This window comes from Bradyrhizobium sp. HKCCYLRH3061 (assembly GCF_051168015.1).
Classification (GTDB): Bacteria; Pseudomonadota; Alphaproteobacteria; order Rhizobiales; family Xanthobacteraceae; genus Bradyrhizobium.
Genome location: NZ_JBNPUE010000009.1, coordinates 248,799 through 264,778, shown reverse-complemented (window position 1 = coordinate 264,778; position 15,980 = coordinate 248,799). Strand labels below are relative to the sequence as shown.

Genomic DNA, 15,980 nt, shown 5'->3' with positions numbered 1-15,980 from the left:
ATTTGGCGATGCTCAAGACCGCAGAAGAATCCACGCCATGCACCATGTCCAGTCTGTCTGAACCGGACAGCCGTGGGTCAAGCCCGGCCATGACCGCCGGGGAGAGTGTCGGCTAATCCTGCAACAAAAAGGCCAGCGCCTGATCACACGGCGCTTCCACCTTCAGCGACAGCAGATCATCCGCGCGGGTGCGGCCGAGATTAACGGCGGCGATGGGGATGTTGCGGTCGGCGGCGGCGCGGACGAAGCGGAAGCCGGAATAGACCATCAGCGAGGTGCCGACGACGAGCATGGCGTCGGCCTGCTCGACATGCTCGCGCGCGGTGGCGACGACCTCGCGCGGCACTGTTTCGCCGAAGAACACGACGTCGGGCTTGAGGATGCCGCCGCAGGCCCGGCACGCGGGCACCGTGAACGTGGCGAAATCGACGCCCACGAGATCGGCATCGCCGTCGGGCGCATCGGCGGCGTCGTGCGCCAGCCAGTGCGGATTGGCGCCGGCCAGTTCGTCCTGGAAGTCGGCCCGCGACAGCATGGCGCCGCAGCCCATGCAACGGACGCGGTCGAGCCGGCCGTGCAGGTCGATGACGTTGCTGGTCCCGGCGGCCTGGTGCAGCCGGTCGACATTCTGCGTCACCAGCAGCGCGCAGCGGCCCTGCGCCTCCAGCCGCGCCAGCGCATGATGCGCGCCGTTCGGCTGGGCACGGCCGAAGCGGCGCCAGCCGACCATGCTGCGCGCCCAATAGCGCCGGCGCGTCTCGTCGCTGCCGACGAAGGCCTGGTAGGTTACCGGCGGCGTGCGCTTCCACTGCCCATCATTGTCGCGGTAATCGGGAATGCCGGAATTCGTGCTGCAGCCGGCGCCGGTGAGCACGACGATGCGGCGGTGGCTGTCGAGGAAGGATTTCAGCGCGGCGGGATCGACCATGACCTCGCAGATGTAGGTGGCCATGGCGGCCTGCGCCAGAGCGCCGCGACGCGGCGCTCTCGGTCTGAACCATTGCTCGTTCCCGGCCTTATCCCGTGGGAGGACCTGCCATGACACCACGCAACGGGCATGATCGCGGACTCCGGCCGCTCGACGGGCCGGCCGACGACGCTGACATGGACGACGAGCGCGACCTCGCCACCGGCGAGGGCGGCACGATCGAGGTGCCGCCGACCGACGACGACATCGCCAACGACGATTGACGCCGCTCAGGCCGGCGGCGGCACCGTCGCCAGCCAGTGCCGGGCGATGTCGGCGCGCGGCGCGATCCACGCCGCGCCGCTGCGGGCGATGTGCGCGAGGATGCGGTCGAGCGCGCCGATGCGGCCGGGGCGGCCGATCATGCGCAGATGCAGCCCGATCGACAGCATCTTTGGCGCGCTCGCGCCCTCGCGCACCAGCCAGTCAAAGGCGTCGATGACGTAGTCGGCGAAATCGGCGCCGCGGAAGCGCGAGCCGTTGAAGAACTGCATGTCGTTGCTGTCGAAGGCGTAGGGCAGCACCAGATGCGGCCGGCCGCAGACATCGACGTAATATGGCAGGTCGTCGTTGTAGGCATCGCTGTCGTAGAGGAAGCCGCCCTGCTCGACCAGCAGCCGCCGCGTGTTCGGCGAGCTCGCCGAGCGCGTGTGCCAGCCGAGCGGGGGCTGGCCGGCGACGCGCTGGATCGTCTCCACCGTGCGCGCGATCACGCGGCGCTCCTCGGTCTCGCCCATGCCGGCGTGGCTCTGCCAGCGCCAGCCATGCGCCGAGACCTCATGGCCGCGCGCCACCGCATCGCGGGCGAGTTGCGGCGAGCGCTCCACCGCGCGGCCGCAGGCGCTGACGGTGACCTTGACGCCGTGCGCGTCGAACAGGTCCATGAGCCGCCACCAGCCCACGCGCGTGCCATATTCGAAATGGCTGTCGATGCAGGGGTCGGGGCCGTCGAGCCGGTGCACGACCTCGTAGATCGCCTCGTTGCTCGTATCGCCGTCGCACACCGAGAATTCAGAGCCCTCCTCGAAATTCACCACCAGCGACACCGCGACGCGTGCGTCGTCGGGCCAACGCGGATGCGGCGGCCTGCCGGCATAGCCGGTGAGATCGCGGCGGAAGGCGGGCTGTGAGGTCATCGTGTCAATCCGCGGTTCCGGCCATGCGGTGCAGGCCGACCAGGCGATCGCTGATCAGCAGCAGCACGAGCGTGCCGGCGAGAATGAGGGTGGAGAGCGCAGCCAAGGTCGGATCGGGCGCCTCCTCGATATATTGCAGCATGCGGATCGGCAGGGTTTTCGAACGCACGTCGGTGAGGAAGATCGAGACCGGATAGTTGTCGAACGAGGCGAGCAGGCTGAACAGCCCTGCGATCAGGAACGACGGCGCCAGCGCCGGCACCATCACGCGCAGAACGCTGCCGGCATAGGTGCAGCCAAGCGTACGCGCCGCCTCGATCAGGGTGAAGTCGAACCGCGACAAGCCGGCAATCATGGTGCGCGCTACGTAGGGCAGCGTCACCACGAGATGGGCCACCAGCAGCGCGCTCCAGGTCGCGGTGAAGCCGACCATGCGGAAATATTGCAGCAGCGCGATGCCGAGCACGAGGCCGGGCATCATCAGCGGCGACACCAGCAGCGTGCCCAGCGCGGTCGCGCCGGGCAGCCTGCCGCGCGCGATGGCGATGGCGGCGAGCGTGCCGGCGACCATCGACAGCGCGGTCGACAGCACAGCGATCTGCAGCGACAGGACCAGCGACGGCCAGAAGCCGTCGAGCCGGCCGATGCGGCCATACCAGCGCAGCGACGCGCCCGACAGCGGCAGATCGAACACCGGTGTCGGCGAGAACGAGGCGGCGGCGATCACGACCAGCGGCAGCAGCAGGAACAGTGCGAGGCCGATCGCGAGCACCCAGCAGATGATGATGGCGAGGCGCGACATCATTTCGGCTCCCGGGACAGCATCGTACTGAGCGCGACGACGACGATTGCGATCGCCAGCAACACGACGCCGGCGGCAGCGCCGAAACCGGGCTCGCGCGCCAGCAGATACGCCTTGGCGATGGTGGTGGCGAGCGTCGGATATTTCTCGCCGATGAGCAGCGTCGGCACCACATAGGCCGACACCGACAGCGAGAACACCAGCGCCACGCCGGCGATGATGCCCGGCAGGGTCAGCGGCAGGATGACGTGAAAGAACACGACCAGCGGCGAGGCGCCGAGCGTGGCCGCGGCTTCAGCGTAGCGGCCGTCGAGCTGCGCCACGACGGCGTAGATCGGCAGCACCATGAACGGCAGGAAGATGTTGACGGCACCGACCATCAGCGCGGTCTGGGTGAAGATCATGCGGATCGGATCCTCGATGATCCCCATTGCGATCAGCACCGTGTTGATGAGGCCGTCGCTGCGCAACAGGATGGTCCAGGCGAAGGCCTTGACGATGACCGAGGCGGCGAGCGGCAGGAACAGCGTGGCCAGCAGGATCGAGCGCAGCGGCCCACGTGCGCGGGCCAGCGCGAAGGCCGCGGGATAGGAGATGAGAAATGCGATCAGCGTCGTCAGCAGGCCGAGCCGCAGCGAATTCCAGATGATTCCGAGATAATAAGGCGTACCGAGCAGCCTCGTGTAGTTCGCCGGCGTGATGGCGCCGTTGGCGTCGAGCACGCTGACGCCGAGCAGCAGCGCCAGCGGCAGCACGAACACCAGTGCCGTTATCAGCAGCGATGGCGCGACGAAGCCGAACGCCGCGAGCCGCTCGCGATCCGGCGCGGTCTTGACGATGGGCGCGGTCAGCACGGCGTCGGTCATGGTCAGGTCTCGGCGGCGAAGGCGAAGGTTTCGGCGACGGGCCACGCGAAGCGGACCTCGTCGTGCACGCGCGGCACCTCGGCCTCGCGCCCCGACAGCTCGGCGAGCAGGCTCGCGCCGGCGCCGGCATCGACGTCCACGAGGGTCCGCGAGCCCTGGAACACGACCGACCGAACGCGGCCGGCCGCGGAGTTGGCGCCCTCTCCAACGCCGAGCCGCAGCTGCTCCGGCCGCGTCACCACGATCACCGAGGCCCCGGGCTGGAACGCGCCGCGCGCCGACAGACGGCCGACCGGCGTGACGACTTCCACCGTGCCGTCCTGCGCGCCGACCACCTGGCCGGCGATGCGCGTCGACAGCCCTACGAAGTTGAGCGCGAACAGGCTGGCCGGCCGGGCATAAAGCTCGCGCGGCTCGGCGAGCTGCTCGATGCGGCCCTTGTTCATGACCGCGACGCGGTCCGACATGGTCAGCGCCTCGTCCTGGTCGTGGGTGACGAAGATCGCGGTTGCCTTGACCTCCTGCAGCAGCCGGCGCAGCTCGACCTGCATCTCCTCGCGCAGCTTGCGGTCGAGCGCCGACAGCGCTTCGTCGAACAGCAGCACATCCGGCTCGACCGCGATGGCGCGCGCCAGCGCGACGCGCTGCTGCTGGCCGCCCGACAGCGCCGAGATGCGGCGGCTGCCGAGATGGCCGAGCTTGACCAGCGACAGCGCGCGCTCCACCGCACGATCGATCTCGGCCTTGGGCGCGCCGCGCACCTTCAGGCCGAAGGCGACATTGCCGGCAACGGTGAGATGCGGAAACAGCGCATAGCTCTGGAACACGACGCCGACATTGCGCCGGTGCGGCGGCACATGGGTGACGTCGCGCCCCGCGAGCGCGATCGTCCCGGCGTCGGGCGGTGCAAGGCCGGCGATCGCGCGCAGCAAGGTGGTCTTGCCGCAGCCGGACGGGCCGAGCAGGGTCACCAGCTCGCCGCGGCGGATCGTGAGATCGACGCGATCGAGCACGGTCGCGGCGCCAAACCGCTTGGAGACCCCGCTGATGACGAGATGCGGCGCGCCGGTCATGTCATCTCCTTGCTCCAGCGATCGACCCAGCCGGCGCGGTTCTTGGCGATGAACGCCCAGTCGGGCGCGAACAATGTCGCGGGATCGGGATAGCCTGAAGGCAGCGGCGTGGCCTGGTTGGTCGGCGCGATGAAGGCGGTCTTGGCGAGAATGCTCTGCGCCTCCGGGCTGAGGTAGAAGTCGATCACGGCGTCGGCGAGATCGCCGGCCGGCGCGCCGGTCACCTTGGCGATGCCCGACGGCATCGAGAAGCCGCCATCCTTGGGGATCGCGAGATCGACCGGCGAACCGTCGGCCTTGCGGATCAAGGTGTAGGCCGAGAACTGGCCGCCGATCATCCAGGCCTCGCCCTGCTCGAGCAGATTGATGGCCTGCGGCGCGTTGGTATAGACGTTCAGCAGGTTGGCCTTCAGAGTCTTGATCTTCTTGAAGCCGGCGTCGATCTCGTACTGCGCCTCCTTGTAGGGCTTGCCGGTCTCGAGATGCGCGGCGGCGAGCAAGGTCCAGAACCCTTCGGTGTTGGACAGCGACGGCACGACGATCTTGGAGTCGTATTTCGCGTCCCACAGCTCGGCCCAGCTGCCAGGTGCCGTCTTCATGCGCCTGGTGGAATAGGCGATGCCGGCCCACGGCTTCTGATAGTTGGCCCACATGCCGTCCTGGTGCACGGCATCGCCGACAAGCTTGCCGAGATTGGGAATCGCCGACGACGACATCTTGGTGATCAGACCTTCGGCCGCGGCCGGCAGCATCACCGGGTCGTCCATGATCACCACCGAGATCTTCGGGCTGGCCTTGTCGGCCTGCATCTTCTGCAGGTTGGTCAGCGAGTTGGTGCCCTCGTACAGCACCTTGCAGTCGAGCTTCTTCTCCAGCACCGGAAACAGGTCGGAGTTGAAATATTTGGCGGCGCCGGCGGGACCGCCGATCACGATCTCTTTCGGGGCGGCGCGCACCAAAGCGGGCGCGGCGAAGGTGGCGGCGAAGGCCGCACCGGTCTTGAGGAGGCTGCGGCGGGAGAAGGGGTGCATGAGAGGATCCCGTGTGAGCTGTCGCGTGGCGTGTCACCCAGGATCAGCAAGCGCCGTGCCAAATGTGCACATTTCTTGATTCGGTAATGAGATCAGCGTTCTGGGCTATCTCTCGATCCTAGCCTTGCCCGGCTGCGGGCAGAATGTGCACATTTTTTGGAGGTGACGTGCCGCGCCTTTGGGCCTAGCAGTTCGCCATGGCGATGCGAGCGCAGCGAATCGGGAAGGCCAATCCCGCCGAGGACGAGGCGGTGTATCAGGCCATCCTGCGCGCGCTGCTGGAAGGCAAGCTGAGGGCCGGCACCAAGCTCGCCGAGACGCCGCTGGCTGACATCTTCGGCGTGTCGCGCGAGCGCATCCGAAAAGTTTTGCACCGGCTCGGCGCCGAGCGGCGGCTGGAGATGATCCCGAACCGTGGCGCACGGGTGCCGCGGCCGACGCTCGATGATGTCAGGCGAGTCTATGAGGCGCATCGCGTCCTCGAGGCCGGCGTGCTCAGCCAGCTGGTGCTGCGGGTCGATGATCTCCTGCTCGCCCGGCTCGATGCGCATCTGGCGGAGGAGCGCGCGGCGGCACAGCGCGGCGATCGCGCGACCTCGGTGCGGCTGTCTGGCGCCTTCCACGTCCATCTCGTCGACTCCATCGGCAATCCCGAGCTGTCGCGCATGCTCGGCGATCTGCTCAGCCGCTCCTCGGTGATGGTGTCGGTGTACGAGCCGGCGGCGCAGTCGATCTGCGCGGTCGACGAGCACGGCGCGATCGTCACGGCGCTGCGCGACCGCGACCTGATGCGCGCGATCGCGGTGTCGCGCGAGCACTTCCTGCATGTCGAGGGCCGGCTGCGGCTCGACCAGGACGCGGCGACGCCCACCCAGGATCTCGCCGCGGTGTTTGCCGGACGACGGCCGCTGCGCGGCAAGCGGCGCTCGGCCTAGCCGTGCCGGCAAACGCTACTTCGTGGTCAGCGCCGTCACCGGATGCCAATGATGATCCGGCCGCGTGCCTGCCAGGGGCCTGCAGCGCGCGATCATGGACTCGGCGGAGCGATCGCCGGGCTTGAGCGCGAGGACAGCTTCGAAGGCCGCGCTGGCAGCCGCAAAGTCCTGCGCGCGATAGTCACGCAGTCCGCGCGCGTAGTGCGCGATCCAGCGCATGTCCTGCGCGGCGACATTCTCCGCAAGCCCGACCAGTTCGTGGACGCGCAGGCCCTCCTCGCGGCCATAGACGGCGATGCGGTCGATCTCGCGGGTGAGAAACGCCTCGCCCGCCAGCCGCACGGTGTCCTCGCCGATCAGGATGTCCGTGCCGTAGACCTTGTTGGCGCCCTCGAGTCGGCTCGCGACGTTCACGGCATCGCCGATCACCGTATAGTTGAGACGCAGTTCGGAGCCGATGTTGCCGACCAGCATGGGACCGGAGTTGATGCCGATGCGGATCGCGAGCGGCCGGCCGTCATCGTCGCACAGGCCGCTGGCCGCGACCGCGTCCCGGCATGCCAGCGCGGCGCGGCAGCACAGACCCGCATGATCCGGCTGCGCGGCCGGCGCGCCCCAGAACGCCATCACGGCATCGCCGATGAACTTGTCGATGGTGCCGCCGTGATCGACGATGACGGTCGAGATCAGATCGAGATGGCGCGACAGCAGCGGCACGACGCGGTCGCCCATGCGCTCCGACAGGCCGGTGAAGCCGGCGATGTCGATGAACATGACGCTGAGCTCCTGGACATGACCGCCCGGCCTGGCATCGACGCCCTGTCGCAGCAATTGCCGGACGAGATCGGCGGGAATGAACTTGCGGAACGACGACAGGCCGCCGGCCATCTCGGCGATGGCGCCGGACAGACTCGCGATCTCGCGCAGCCGCGACGGATGGCGGCGCACCTGCTCGAGCGCGAAGGCCTCGACGTGACGCAGTTCGGCCACCACGCGCCCGAGCGGCGCGGCGATCACGACACGCGCCAGCGCGGCGGAAACCAGCGCCGCGAGCACGGCGCCGATGCCGAGACCGACGATCACGCGCCGCAGCGCCGCGTCGACCGGACCGAGAAATTCCGCTTCCGGAATCACCGTGACCAGCGACCAGCCGGGAAACGGCAGCGCCGTGCGCGCGACCTCGAAGGCGCCGCCGCCCGATTGCACGCGGCCGCGCCAGGCCTCGTCGCCTGCGGGCGAGGACCGCATCGCCTGCTGCGCGACCGGCAGCAGCGGCTGGCGGCCCTGCCCGGCATTGACCTCGTCGGCGGTCTCATCGGGCGCCGCGACCACGCCGCCGTCATGCGCCAGGATGAAGGCGCTGCCGGTGCGGCCGACCTGGAGCTGGGCGAGAAAGCGCGAGATGCGCGCGTGCTCGATGATGATGGCGAGCACGCCCTGCCGCTCCTGATAGACATCGATAGGCCCCGCCAGCGCGATCGCGGGACGGTCACCGCCGGGATGCACGTCGACGCTGAACCAGCGCGGCTCGTCCGCGGCGAGGCTCTCCTTGAACCAGGGCTGGTCGGCGACCTTGAAACGGGTCGGCTCGAAGCGGCGCGCCGCGAACTCGATATCGCCGGGCACGACATCGTATTCATCGACGCGGCGCTGGCCGGGATGATCGGTCAGTGAGATCTCCATCATCTCCAGGCGCCGGTCGCCGAGCTTGTGGGCGGCGAAGAACGAGCCGTCGGGCCAGCCGAACGCCGCCGATGAGATCGTCGCCTGCGACTGCAGCTGCGACAGGAACACGAATTCGCGCTTGTCCGCCTCGCGGGTGTCGAGCACGTTCTGCAGGAACAGCGTGCGGATGGCGGTGTGCGCCGCGCGCGCCTCGCTGACGATCGCGCTCACCTCCTTGCGCACGGCGCTCGCGATCTGCGCATTGATGGTGCTGGCGAGCTGACGGCTGATCGCCTCCGAGGTGCGCCACCACAACAGGCTCGAGGCCAGCGCCGTCAGCAGGATCGCGGTCAGCACCAGCGCCGACACGGCGAAGCGGATGCTGACGGTCAACCGCTCGCCGGCGGCGTCTCGGCGCGGCACTCGGCTGTTTTCGCTCGCCATCATCGCAGGTCGATCTCCGATCGGACCGATCGGCGCGCGGGGCTGCGCCCGACGGGGAGCCGCCAGACTGCGCTCTCATGACGTGCGCCACCAATGCCGGCTGGCTAAGTCGATGATGCCTGCAAAGCATTGGCACTTCGAACCCGCCTGCGTTCGATTGGACGCAGCTCCGAAGCACGCAAGACCGCTCACAGGGTCGTGAGCGGAATCGCCGCGTAACATTCTCGTGGCTGCGGGCGAAGGAGAGATGCGCGTCGCCAAGCGAGCGACGCAGAACACCGAGAGGAATTGTCATGTCCGCCAAGAGAACCGTCACCACGCTGGCGCTCGCCGGCGCCGTCAGCACCGCGCTCGCAAGCCTCGCAATGGCCGGGCCACTGACGAAGGCCGAAGCGGAAGCCGCAATGGCCGCCAAGAAGGAGAAATGCTTCGGCGTTGCCCTGAAGGGCCAGAACGATTGCGCCGCCGGTCCCGGCACGACCTGCCAGGGCACCTCCACGATCGACTTCCAGGGCAACGCGTGGAAATTCGTCCAGGGCGGCACCTGCACCAGCATCGACGTACCCGGCGGCCGCAAGGGCTCGCTGAAGCCGATCTGATCGCTCTCGTTCACCCCAAGCGGAAAGCGGAGACGCAGCATGAGCACCGATGCCCCCCCTGCACCGTGCCCCACCATGCCGCTTCGCTTTCCGCCACCTCTCGGCGGCGTCGCCGGGACCAGCTTCAAGCCGTCGCACCTGACCGCCATCCTGGCCGAGGCGCCGCAGCGCGGCTTCTTCGAGGTCCATGCCGAGAACTACATGGGCGCCGGCGGGCCGCCGCATCGTCAGCTCGAGGCGATCCGCAGGGATCATCCGCTGTCGATCCACGGCGTCTGCATGTCGATCGGCGGCCCGCAGCCGCTCGATCGCGACCACCTCGCGCGCTTCCGCAAGCTCGTCGCCCGCTATCAGCCAAGCCTGGTCTCCGAGCATCTGGCGTGGTCGACGCACGATACGACGTTCTTCAACGACCTGCTGCCGTTGCCCTACACGACCGCCACGCTGGCACGGGTCTGCGACCATATCGACGAGGTGCAGAGCGCGATCCGGCGGCCGATCCTGCTGGAAAATCCGTCGACCTACGTCGCCTTTCACGACTCGACGATGAGCGAGACCGACTTCATCCGCGCCATCGTCCGCGGCACCGGCTGCGGGCTCCTGCTCGACCTCAACAACGTGTTCGTCTCCGCGATCAATCATGGCTTCTCGCCACAGGATTATCTGGCCGACTTTCCGCTCGCCGCTGTCGGCGAGATCCATCTCGCCGGTCACGCCGTGCAGGCCGACGATGAAGGTGACCCGCTACTGATCGACAGCCATGACGGCCCCGTCGCCTACGATGTGTGGGCCCTGTTCGCCAGCGTGATCGCGCGCAACGGTCCGATGCCAACGCTGATCGAATGGGACAGCAACATTCCGGACTGGCCGGTGCTGAAGGCAGAAGCCGCGGCCGCGCAGACGATTCTCGATGACCACGCTCCCGGCTGCTCGCAGGAGGTGCGCGATGCCGCAGCCTGAGCAGGTTTCCGGCTACGCCGCCCAGTTCGCCGCGGCGCTGCTGACGCCGGATCGCGCGACGCCTGTCGCCGTCAGGGGTCCGCTGGCCAAGGCGGCCGGGCGTCGGTTCAACGTCTACCGCAACAACGTCACGGTCAGCCTGATCGAGTCGCTCATCGCGATCTATCCGGCGGTGCAGCGCATCACCGGCCCCGACTTCTTCCGCGCGATGGCGCGGGCGCATGTGCGCGAAACGCCGCCGGCGTCGCCGCTGCTCTTTGACTATGGACGCGACTTCCCCGCCTTCATTGCAGCGTACGAGCACGCCCGAACGATGCCGTTCCTGACGGACGTCGCACAGATCGAGCGGGCCTGGCTCGACGCCTATCACGCGGCAGACGCCGCGCCGCTCGACGGCGCCACGCTGGCGACGGTGCCGCCCGAGCGGCTGCCCATGCTGCGCTTCGCCGCTCATCCCGCCACCCGCATCGTGCGCTCGGATTTCGCGGCGGTCACGATCTTCTCGGCCAACCGCGGCGATGCCCCGGTGTCGCGCATTGATGGCTCGGTTCCGGAGGACGCGCTGATCACGCGGCCCGCGCTCGACGTCGTCGTGCGTCACCTGCCACGAGGCGGCGCGATCTTCGCGAGCCTGCTGGTCGCGCGGCAGCCGCTCGACGTCGCTGCGGAAGCCGCGTTCGAGGCCGCGCCGGAGTTCGATCTCGCCGCCAACGTAGCCGGCCTGATCGAGGCCGGCGCCTTCACGGACATCACTTTCGAGGACGCATGATGACGACGGACCACTCCATGGCGCCGACCCCGACGCTGTCGTTGCCTTCCCTCGTCGGCCAAGCCGTGCGGCTGCTGCAGAGCGCGACCCCGCTCACCCTGGTCCAGCTCGTCACTCGCATTGCGCTCGCCGTGCCGTTCTGGCGCTCGGGCATTCTCAAATGGGACGGCTTTCTCAGGCTGAGCGACACCGCCGTGACCCTGTTCAGCGACGAGTTCATGCTGCATCTACCCGGCGGGCCATATCACTTTCCCATGCCGACGGTGATGGCGTTCCTGTCGGGCTGCGGCGAGGTCGGCTTCCCCGTCCTGCTCATTCTCGGCCTCGGCACCCGCTTCGCGGCGCTCGGCCTGCTGTTCATGACGTGCATCGTCGAGCTCACAGTGCCCGACGGCTGGCCGATCCATCTGACCTGGGCGGCGATGGCGCTGGGCCTCATCGCCCATGGCGGCGGAAAGATCTCGCTCGATCACGTTCTCGGCGGGCTGTTCGGCGGCGCGCACCAGGGCAGCGCCAGCCGTGGCATGTAGTAGCCGCGCCACTCGCAGACCTCCTCGGGCCCCCTGCGCTTGAGCGCCATCTTGACCGGCTCGGCCTGGCTGATGCCGACATGGAGCGCGAGCAGCGCCGCGCCGATCGGATAGGCGAAGCGGGAGAAGCGCAGGTCCGACAGACGATCGAGCAGGACCATGCCGGCGATGATGATCAGGGGATCGGTGAAGACGAAGTACTCGACCTTCAGCCCGCGGCGGACGCCGAGCGTGTCGATGCCGATGGCCGCCAGCATCAGGAGGACGGCCTGGATGGCCGCCTGCCGCTCACCGCGGCGCCAGGCGATGACGATGCCGGGGATGACCAGCCAGGTCAGGAACACCGCGGGGCGGGCCGACGATTGCAGCACGAAGGTGTAGCGCCGGATGACCCCCAGCACCCCCGATAGCAGCAGGCCGACTGCCCCGGCGAGGCTGCCGGCGGCCTCGGGCGCGTCGATATAGGTGATCATCTTCTCGAGAGGATTGAGCACGACCACGACATCGTTGATGTCGTAGCTCAGCTTCAGTGCCAGCACGCCGAGGCTTGTGCCGGCCACCGCCGCCAGCAGTGCCGCGACAGTCTCGGCCGCGCTCACCCGCCACCGCCACGCGAAGCCGACCATGCAGGCCGCGACCACGCCGAGCAGCGCGAACTGATAGATGCCGAAGCGGCCGAACAGTATCGGCTTGAGCCCGGCAGCCGTTGCATTGACAGGATCGAAGCCGGCGGCGATCAGCGGCCAGGCGGCGATCGCGGCGACGATTGCCGCCACGGCTGCAACTATGACGGCCGCCCACGCGCGCGAGCTTTGCCAGAACGCCACGCTTGCGCTCGCCGCCGTCCCGAACGGCAACACCAGCACAGGAATGGCGGCGATCAGCAGGATCGCATGCACCTTGTTCTCCAGGCCGAGCATGCAGAGCAGCGCGGCGAGTCCGACGGCGAGCGGCCGCGCCAGGCTGGCGCGGCGCGCCACAGCGATCAGGATCATCAGCGCGAGGATGCAGAACGACGCCGCGATCATCTCGCTGCGCAGGATGCGCAGATGCATCTGCACGCCGCCGGAGAAGGCGAAGGCGGTGACGGCGAGCATGGCGATGCGCCAATCGGACACCAGCCGGCGCGCGGCCCAGGCAAAGGCGAGGATGATGCCGGCGGCCGTCAGCAGCGCGGCGACGCGTCCGGCATGGACGGCGCTGGTCATCGCCGCGTCGAAAGCGGCGCGGTCGGCGGGGATCGCCGACAATGTCCAGGCGTCGAGCAGGCCGATCCGGTGCAGCAGCGCGAACCAGGTCTCGACCGAGAGGATGGTGAGATAGGCCGGGTGATCGAAGAACACCTGCGCGCCGCCGTCGTTCATGGCGAGCGCATTGTAGATCACCATGAAGTCCATGTCGGCGTTGCGCCAATAGACCGTGAAATAGCCGACGAGAAGGAACGACACGAATGACAGCAGCAATGCGACGGCAACGCCGCCGCGCCAGCCGAACGGGGTCAGGCGATCGAGCGCGTCGCGGCCCGGCATGTCCTTTGTCGCGCAGTTCTGGCGGGCATCGTGGGAAGGGCCGTCACCGCCGATCACAAGCGGCTCCGGCGGAAACTCCGATGAAGCGCATCGGCGCCACCTGGCAAGCGTGGTCCGCGCGCGCACGCCATCCTCAGATCGCCTTGATCTTGAAGAACGCGAACACGACCATCTTCAGCAGCATCCAGCCGTGGCGAAAGCGGGAGATCTGGGTTTCGCCATAGCTGCGCGCGGCGTAGCGGATCGGCAGGTCGATCGATTTCAGGTTCAGCTTCGAGGCGCCGAAGATCAGGTCGAAATCGCCGAACGGATCGAAATCGCCGAAATAGGCCTTGCCGGCCTTGAGCCTGACATAGTCGCTGCGGCGGAGCACCTTGGTGCCGCAGAGCGTATCGGTGTAGCGCTGATTCAGGAGCCACGAGAACAGGTAGGAGAAGGTCTTGTTGGCGATGAGGTTGAGGAAGCGCATCGCGCCCTCGTCCATCGGATAGACCAGGCGCGAGCCGTTGATGAACTCGCCCTTGCCGGAACGCAGCGCCTCGAAGAATTTCGGCAATTGCTCCGGCGGCATGGTGAGGTCGGCATCGAGGATCATCAGCACGTCGCCGCGCGCGGCGTCGAACGCGGTGAACACCGCGTCGGCCTTGCCCTTGCCGGGCTGGCGCATCAGCTTGATGTCGTGATCGGGGAACGCCGCTCGCACCCGCTCCATCTCCTCATAGGTGCCGTCCTGGCTGTGGCCCTCGATGAAGATGATCTCGATGTCGTTGCAGAACGTGGCGATGCGCCGGACCGCCGGCTCGATGTTGCCGCGCTCGTTGCGCGCCGGGATCACCACCGTCGCCGAGCGGACGTCGTCGCTGACGCAGCGCATCGATCGCGATACCAGATAATGTCGCAGCGCCAGCGCGCGCAGGCCCGGCAGCACGCTGAGGAAGCGATTGGCGAAGCGGCCGAGGCCGTAGAGCCGGAGCGGCGACAGCACGCGCTGCTCCGATTTGACGGGATCGAAATCGGCCAGGTGCGCCAGGCTGCGCAGGTCGGCCGGCGACAGCACGTTCTGCTCCGGCTGCGGCATCCGCAGGCCCAGTGCTTCCGCAGCCTTCAGCAGCGGATACCAGAGGTGCGAGAAGTAGCCGATGACGAGTCGCGTCTCGCGCGTGCACAACGGGTGCAACTGCGCGATGAACTGCTGGCAGTCGTCGAGCGAGCCGATGGTGTCGAGCACCAGGATGACATCGAACGGGCCGGTGGCGGCGGCGAGCGTGGCCGGATCCTCCGCGTCGCCCAGAATGAAGGTCAGCTCGGGATGCCGGCTGCGAGCGATCGCGATCTGCTTTTCGCTGAAGTCGATGCCGACGCCGTAGGACGGCGCGAGCGAGGCCAGCGTATCGCCGAGGCCGCAGCCGATCTCCAGCACGCGGCTGCCCGGCGGAATCAGGAAGCGCAGATAGCACGCATCCTCGCCGTGAAAGAACGCCGCCTTGTCGCGCCAGTCGGCGCGCGCATCGGCGAAATGGTTGGCATGGTCGAGGATGGCCGCCTTGCGCGGCGACAGCGCCTTCGTTGCCGGCGACAGGGTTGCGGCAACCTGCGGCCGCTCGCGTTCGTCCTGCCGGACCGCCTCGTCCAACTCCGCCACCTGATACCACCCCCGCTAGGAACTACGTCCTTCTAGGCCAGCCCGGTTGGGCGGAGTCAAGGCGGTGGCAGAGAAGTCCTCCGCTCTGTTGGCATCGTGACGCCCCGGCTCTGACGCGCGACGGAAACGAGCAGACATCCGCCGGCCACAATGAGGCCCGCGCGATCGTTCGCGCCGCATGCGTCCGATCTTTGCTTCTCATTCGCGCTCGCAACTAAGCGGGCGCGGGAAGACCGGCGACGCGGGACCGTCGTCGCGAGATTGGCGCCGGCGCCAGCGGCTGGAGCGCCGGCGCGCCGGCCTGCGCGGGGGCACGGAAGCACCTGACAAGTCCGCAGTCGCGGCTCCCCCCTCCTATCAACACAGCGATGCACCGCGATCGAGACATGCCGCCGCGCTCACCGCCCGCAGCAGAACTTGTATTTCTTGCCGCTACCGCACGGGCATGGATCATTGCGGCCGACCTTCGCGGTGGCAGCCGCCCGCTTCGACTCCGTGACGGCGGCGCGCGCGTCACCCTCGACGAAGCGCCAGGCGCCGTCGTCGTCGCGGCGAAACTGTGAGACCTCGTGGTGCTCGATGATCTTGCCGTCTTCGCGATAGCTGGCGACGAAGCTGACGACGCCATCGGCGTCGCCGGGCTGGCCGCGGACCGACGAGACGATGCGCAGGCCGAGCCAGGTCGCGCGCGTCGCCCAATTCTTCGCCGCGACAGGGTCGAACGCAGCACGCCTGTCGGACGCGAGCGTCGCTTCGATGTAGCCGATGTCGCCGCGCGTATAGGCCGTGTAGCGCGAGCGCATCAGCGCCTCGGCGGTGGGCGGCATCGCGTCGCCAAGCAGATAGGGACCGCAACAGCGGTCGAAGGGAAGCTGTGATCCGCAGGGACATGGCATGAGGTGACGTGGGTGCTCCGATCCCGAAATGACATCATAGTGCGATCGAGAAGCGCCGGCACGTCTTCGTTCGATCAGTGAACAGAAGTATGCCTCACGCGGCGGTTGTGACTCCAAAGACGCAGGTTGCCAGCGT

General features: G+C 68.1%; 16 protein-coding genes. 6 read left to right on the top strand and 10 right to left on the bottom strand.

Features of this window, described 5'->3' with window-relative positions:
* Positions 1–112: 112 nt before the first annotated feature.
* A complete protein-coding gene (locus tag ACQR2C_RS17310) occupies positions 113–928 on the bottom strand; it encodes an NAD-dependent protein deacetylase (protein ID WP_409997872.1) in 816 nt (271 codons plus the stop codon).
* Between the two features lie 110 nt (positions 929–1,038).
* On the opposite strand from ACQR2C_RS17310, the gene ACQR2C_RS17305 reads away from it, so the two are divergent.
* The gene (locus ACQR2C_RS17305; RefSeq protein ID WP_316180387.1) at positions 1,039–1,191 is read left to right on the top strand and encodes a hypothetical protein; all 153 of its coding nucleotides are present in this window, start codon (positions 1,039–1,041) and stop codon (positions 1,189–1,191) included.
* 6 nt (positions 1,192–1,197) lie between these two features.
* Here ACQR2C_RS17305 and ACQR2C_RS17300 read toward each other — a convergent pair whose 3' ends face one another.
* The 5 genes from ACQR2C_RS17300 to ACQR2C_RS17280 are packed head-to-tail and all read right to left on the bottom strand — an operon-like array spanning position 1,198 to position 5,875.
* Positions 1,198–2,103 (bottom strand): polysaccharide deacetylase family protein, encoded by a 906-nt coding sequence (locus ACQR2C_RS17300; protein ID WP_434881688.1) that lies wholly within the window; start codon positions 2,101–2,103, stop codon positions 1,198–1,200.
* Positions 2,104–2,107: 4 nt separating this feature from the next.
* Positions 2,108–2,908: an ABC transporter permease gene (locus tag ACQR2C_RS17295; RefSeq protein WP_434881687.1), complete on the bottom strand. Its 801-nt coding sequence runs from the start codon at positions 2,906–2,908 to the stop codon at positions 2,108–2,110.
* Entirely contained in the window at positions 2,905–3,771 is an 867-nt protein-coding gene (locus ACQR2C_RS17290) for an ABC transporter permease (RefSeq protein WP_434881686.1), read from the bottom strand. The genes ACQR2C_RS17295 and ACQR2C_RS17290 overlap by 4 nt, the downstream gene beginning before the upstream one ends.
* Before the next feature lie 2 nt (positions 3,772–3,773).
* The gene (locus ACQR2C_RS17285) at positions 3,774–4,844 is read right to left on the bottom strand and encodes an ABC transporter ATP-binding protein (RefSeq protein WP_434881685.1); all 1,071 of its coding nucleotides are present in this window, start codon (positions 4,842–4,844) and stop codon (positions 3,774–3,776) included.
* Entirely contained in the window at positions 4,841–5,875 is a 1,035-nt protein-coding gene (locus tag ACQR2C_RS17280) for an extracellular solute-binding protein (protein ID WP_434881684.1), read from the bottom strand. The genes ACQR2C_RS17285 and ACQR2C_RS17280 overlap by 4 nt, the downstream gene beginning before the upstream one ends.
* A 197-nt stretch (positions 5,876–6,072) precedes the next feature.
* Here ACQR2C_RS17280 and ACQR2C_RS17275 point away from each other — a divergent pair, with 197 nt between their 5' ends.
* A complete protein-coding gene (locus tag ACQR2C_RS17275) occupies positions 6,073–6,810 on the top strand; it encodes a GntR family transcriptional regulator (RefSeq protein WP_434881683.1) in 738 nt (245 codons plus the stop codon).
* A gap of 15 nt (positions 6,811–6,825) precedes the next feature.
* Here the strand turns inward: ACQR2C_RS17275 and ACQR2C_RS17270 are convergent, their stop codons facing one another.
* Entirely contained in the window at positions 6,826–8,898 is a 2,073-nt protein-coding gene (locus ACQR2C_RS17270; RefSeq protein ID WP_434881682.1) for an adenylate/guanylate cyclase domain-containing protein, read from the bottom strand.
* A gap of 314 nt (positions 8,899–9,212) precedes the next feature.
* Between ACQR2C_RS17270 and ACQR2C_RS17265 the strand changes: the two genes are divergently transcribed.
* The 4 genes from ACQR2C_RS17265 to ACQR2C_RS17250 are packed head-to-tail and all read left to right on the top strand — an operon-like array spanning position 9,213 to position 11,777.
* Entirely contained in the window at positions 9,213–9,518 is a 306-nt protein-coding gene (locus tag ACQR2C_RS17265) for a BufA1 family periplasmic bufferin-type metallophore (protein ID WP_315715966.1), read from the top strand.
* Positions 9,519–9,557: 39 nt separating this feature from the next.
* The gene (bufB, locus tag ACQR2C_RS17260) at positions 9,558–10,478 is read left to right on the top strand and encodes an MNIO family bufferin maturase (protein WP_434881681.1); all 921 of its coding nucleotides are present in this window, start codon (positions 9,558–9,560) and stop codon (positions 10,476–10,478) included.
* On the top strand, positions 10,465–11,247 hold the full coding sequence (locus ACQR2C_RS17255; RefSeq protein WP_434881680.1) for an HvfC/BufC family peptide modification chaperone: 783 nt from the start codon (positions 10,465–10,467) through the stop codon (positions 11,245–11,247). Before bufB ends, ACQR2C_RS17255 begins: the two co-directional genes overlap by 14 nt.
* A complete protein-coding gene (locus ACQR2C_RS17250; RefSeq protein WP_409997873.1) occupies positions 11,247–11,777 on the top strand; it encodes a DoxX family protein in 531 nt (176 codons plus the stop codon). The genes ACQR2C_RS17255 and ACQR2C_RS17250 overlap by 1 nt, the downstream gene beginning before the upstream one ends.
* On the opposite strand, the gene ACQR2C_RS17245 is transcribed toward ACQR2C_RS17250, so the two are convergent.
* From ACQR2C_RS17245 to ACQR2C_RS17235, 3 genes are all read right to left on the bottom strand, one after another.
* Entirely contained in the window at positions 11,717–13,306 is a 1,590-nt protein-coding gene (locus tag ACQR2C_RS17245) for a hypothetical protein (RefSeq protein ID WP_434881679.1), read from the bottom strand. The two genes, ACQR2C_RS17250 and ACQR2C_RS17245, sit on opposite strands and share 61 nt — an antisense overlap.
* A gap of 133 nt (positions 13,307–13,439) precedes the next feature.
* Positions 13,440–14,948 (bottom strand): bifunctional class I SAM-dependent methyltransferase/glycosyltransferase family 2 protein, encoded by a 1,509-nt coding sequence (locus ACQR2C_RS17240; RefSeq protein WP_316180370.1) that lies wholly within the window; start codon positions 14,946–14,948, stop codon positions 13,440–13,442.
* Between the two features lie 398 nt (positions 14,949–15,346).
* On the bottom strand, positions 15,347–15,844 hold the full coding sequence (locus ACQR2C_RS17235; protein WP_434881678.1) for a YchJ family protein: 498 nt from the start codon (positions 15,842–15,844) through the stop codon (positions 15,347–15,349).
* Between the last annotated feature and the right edge of the window lie 136 nt (positions 15,845–15,980).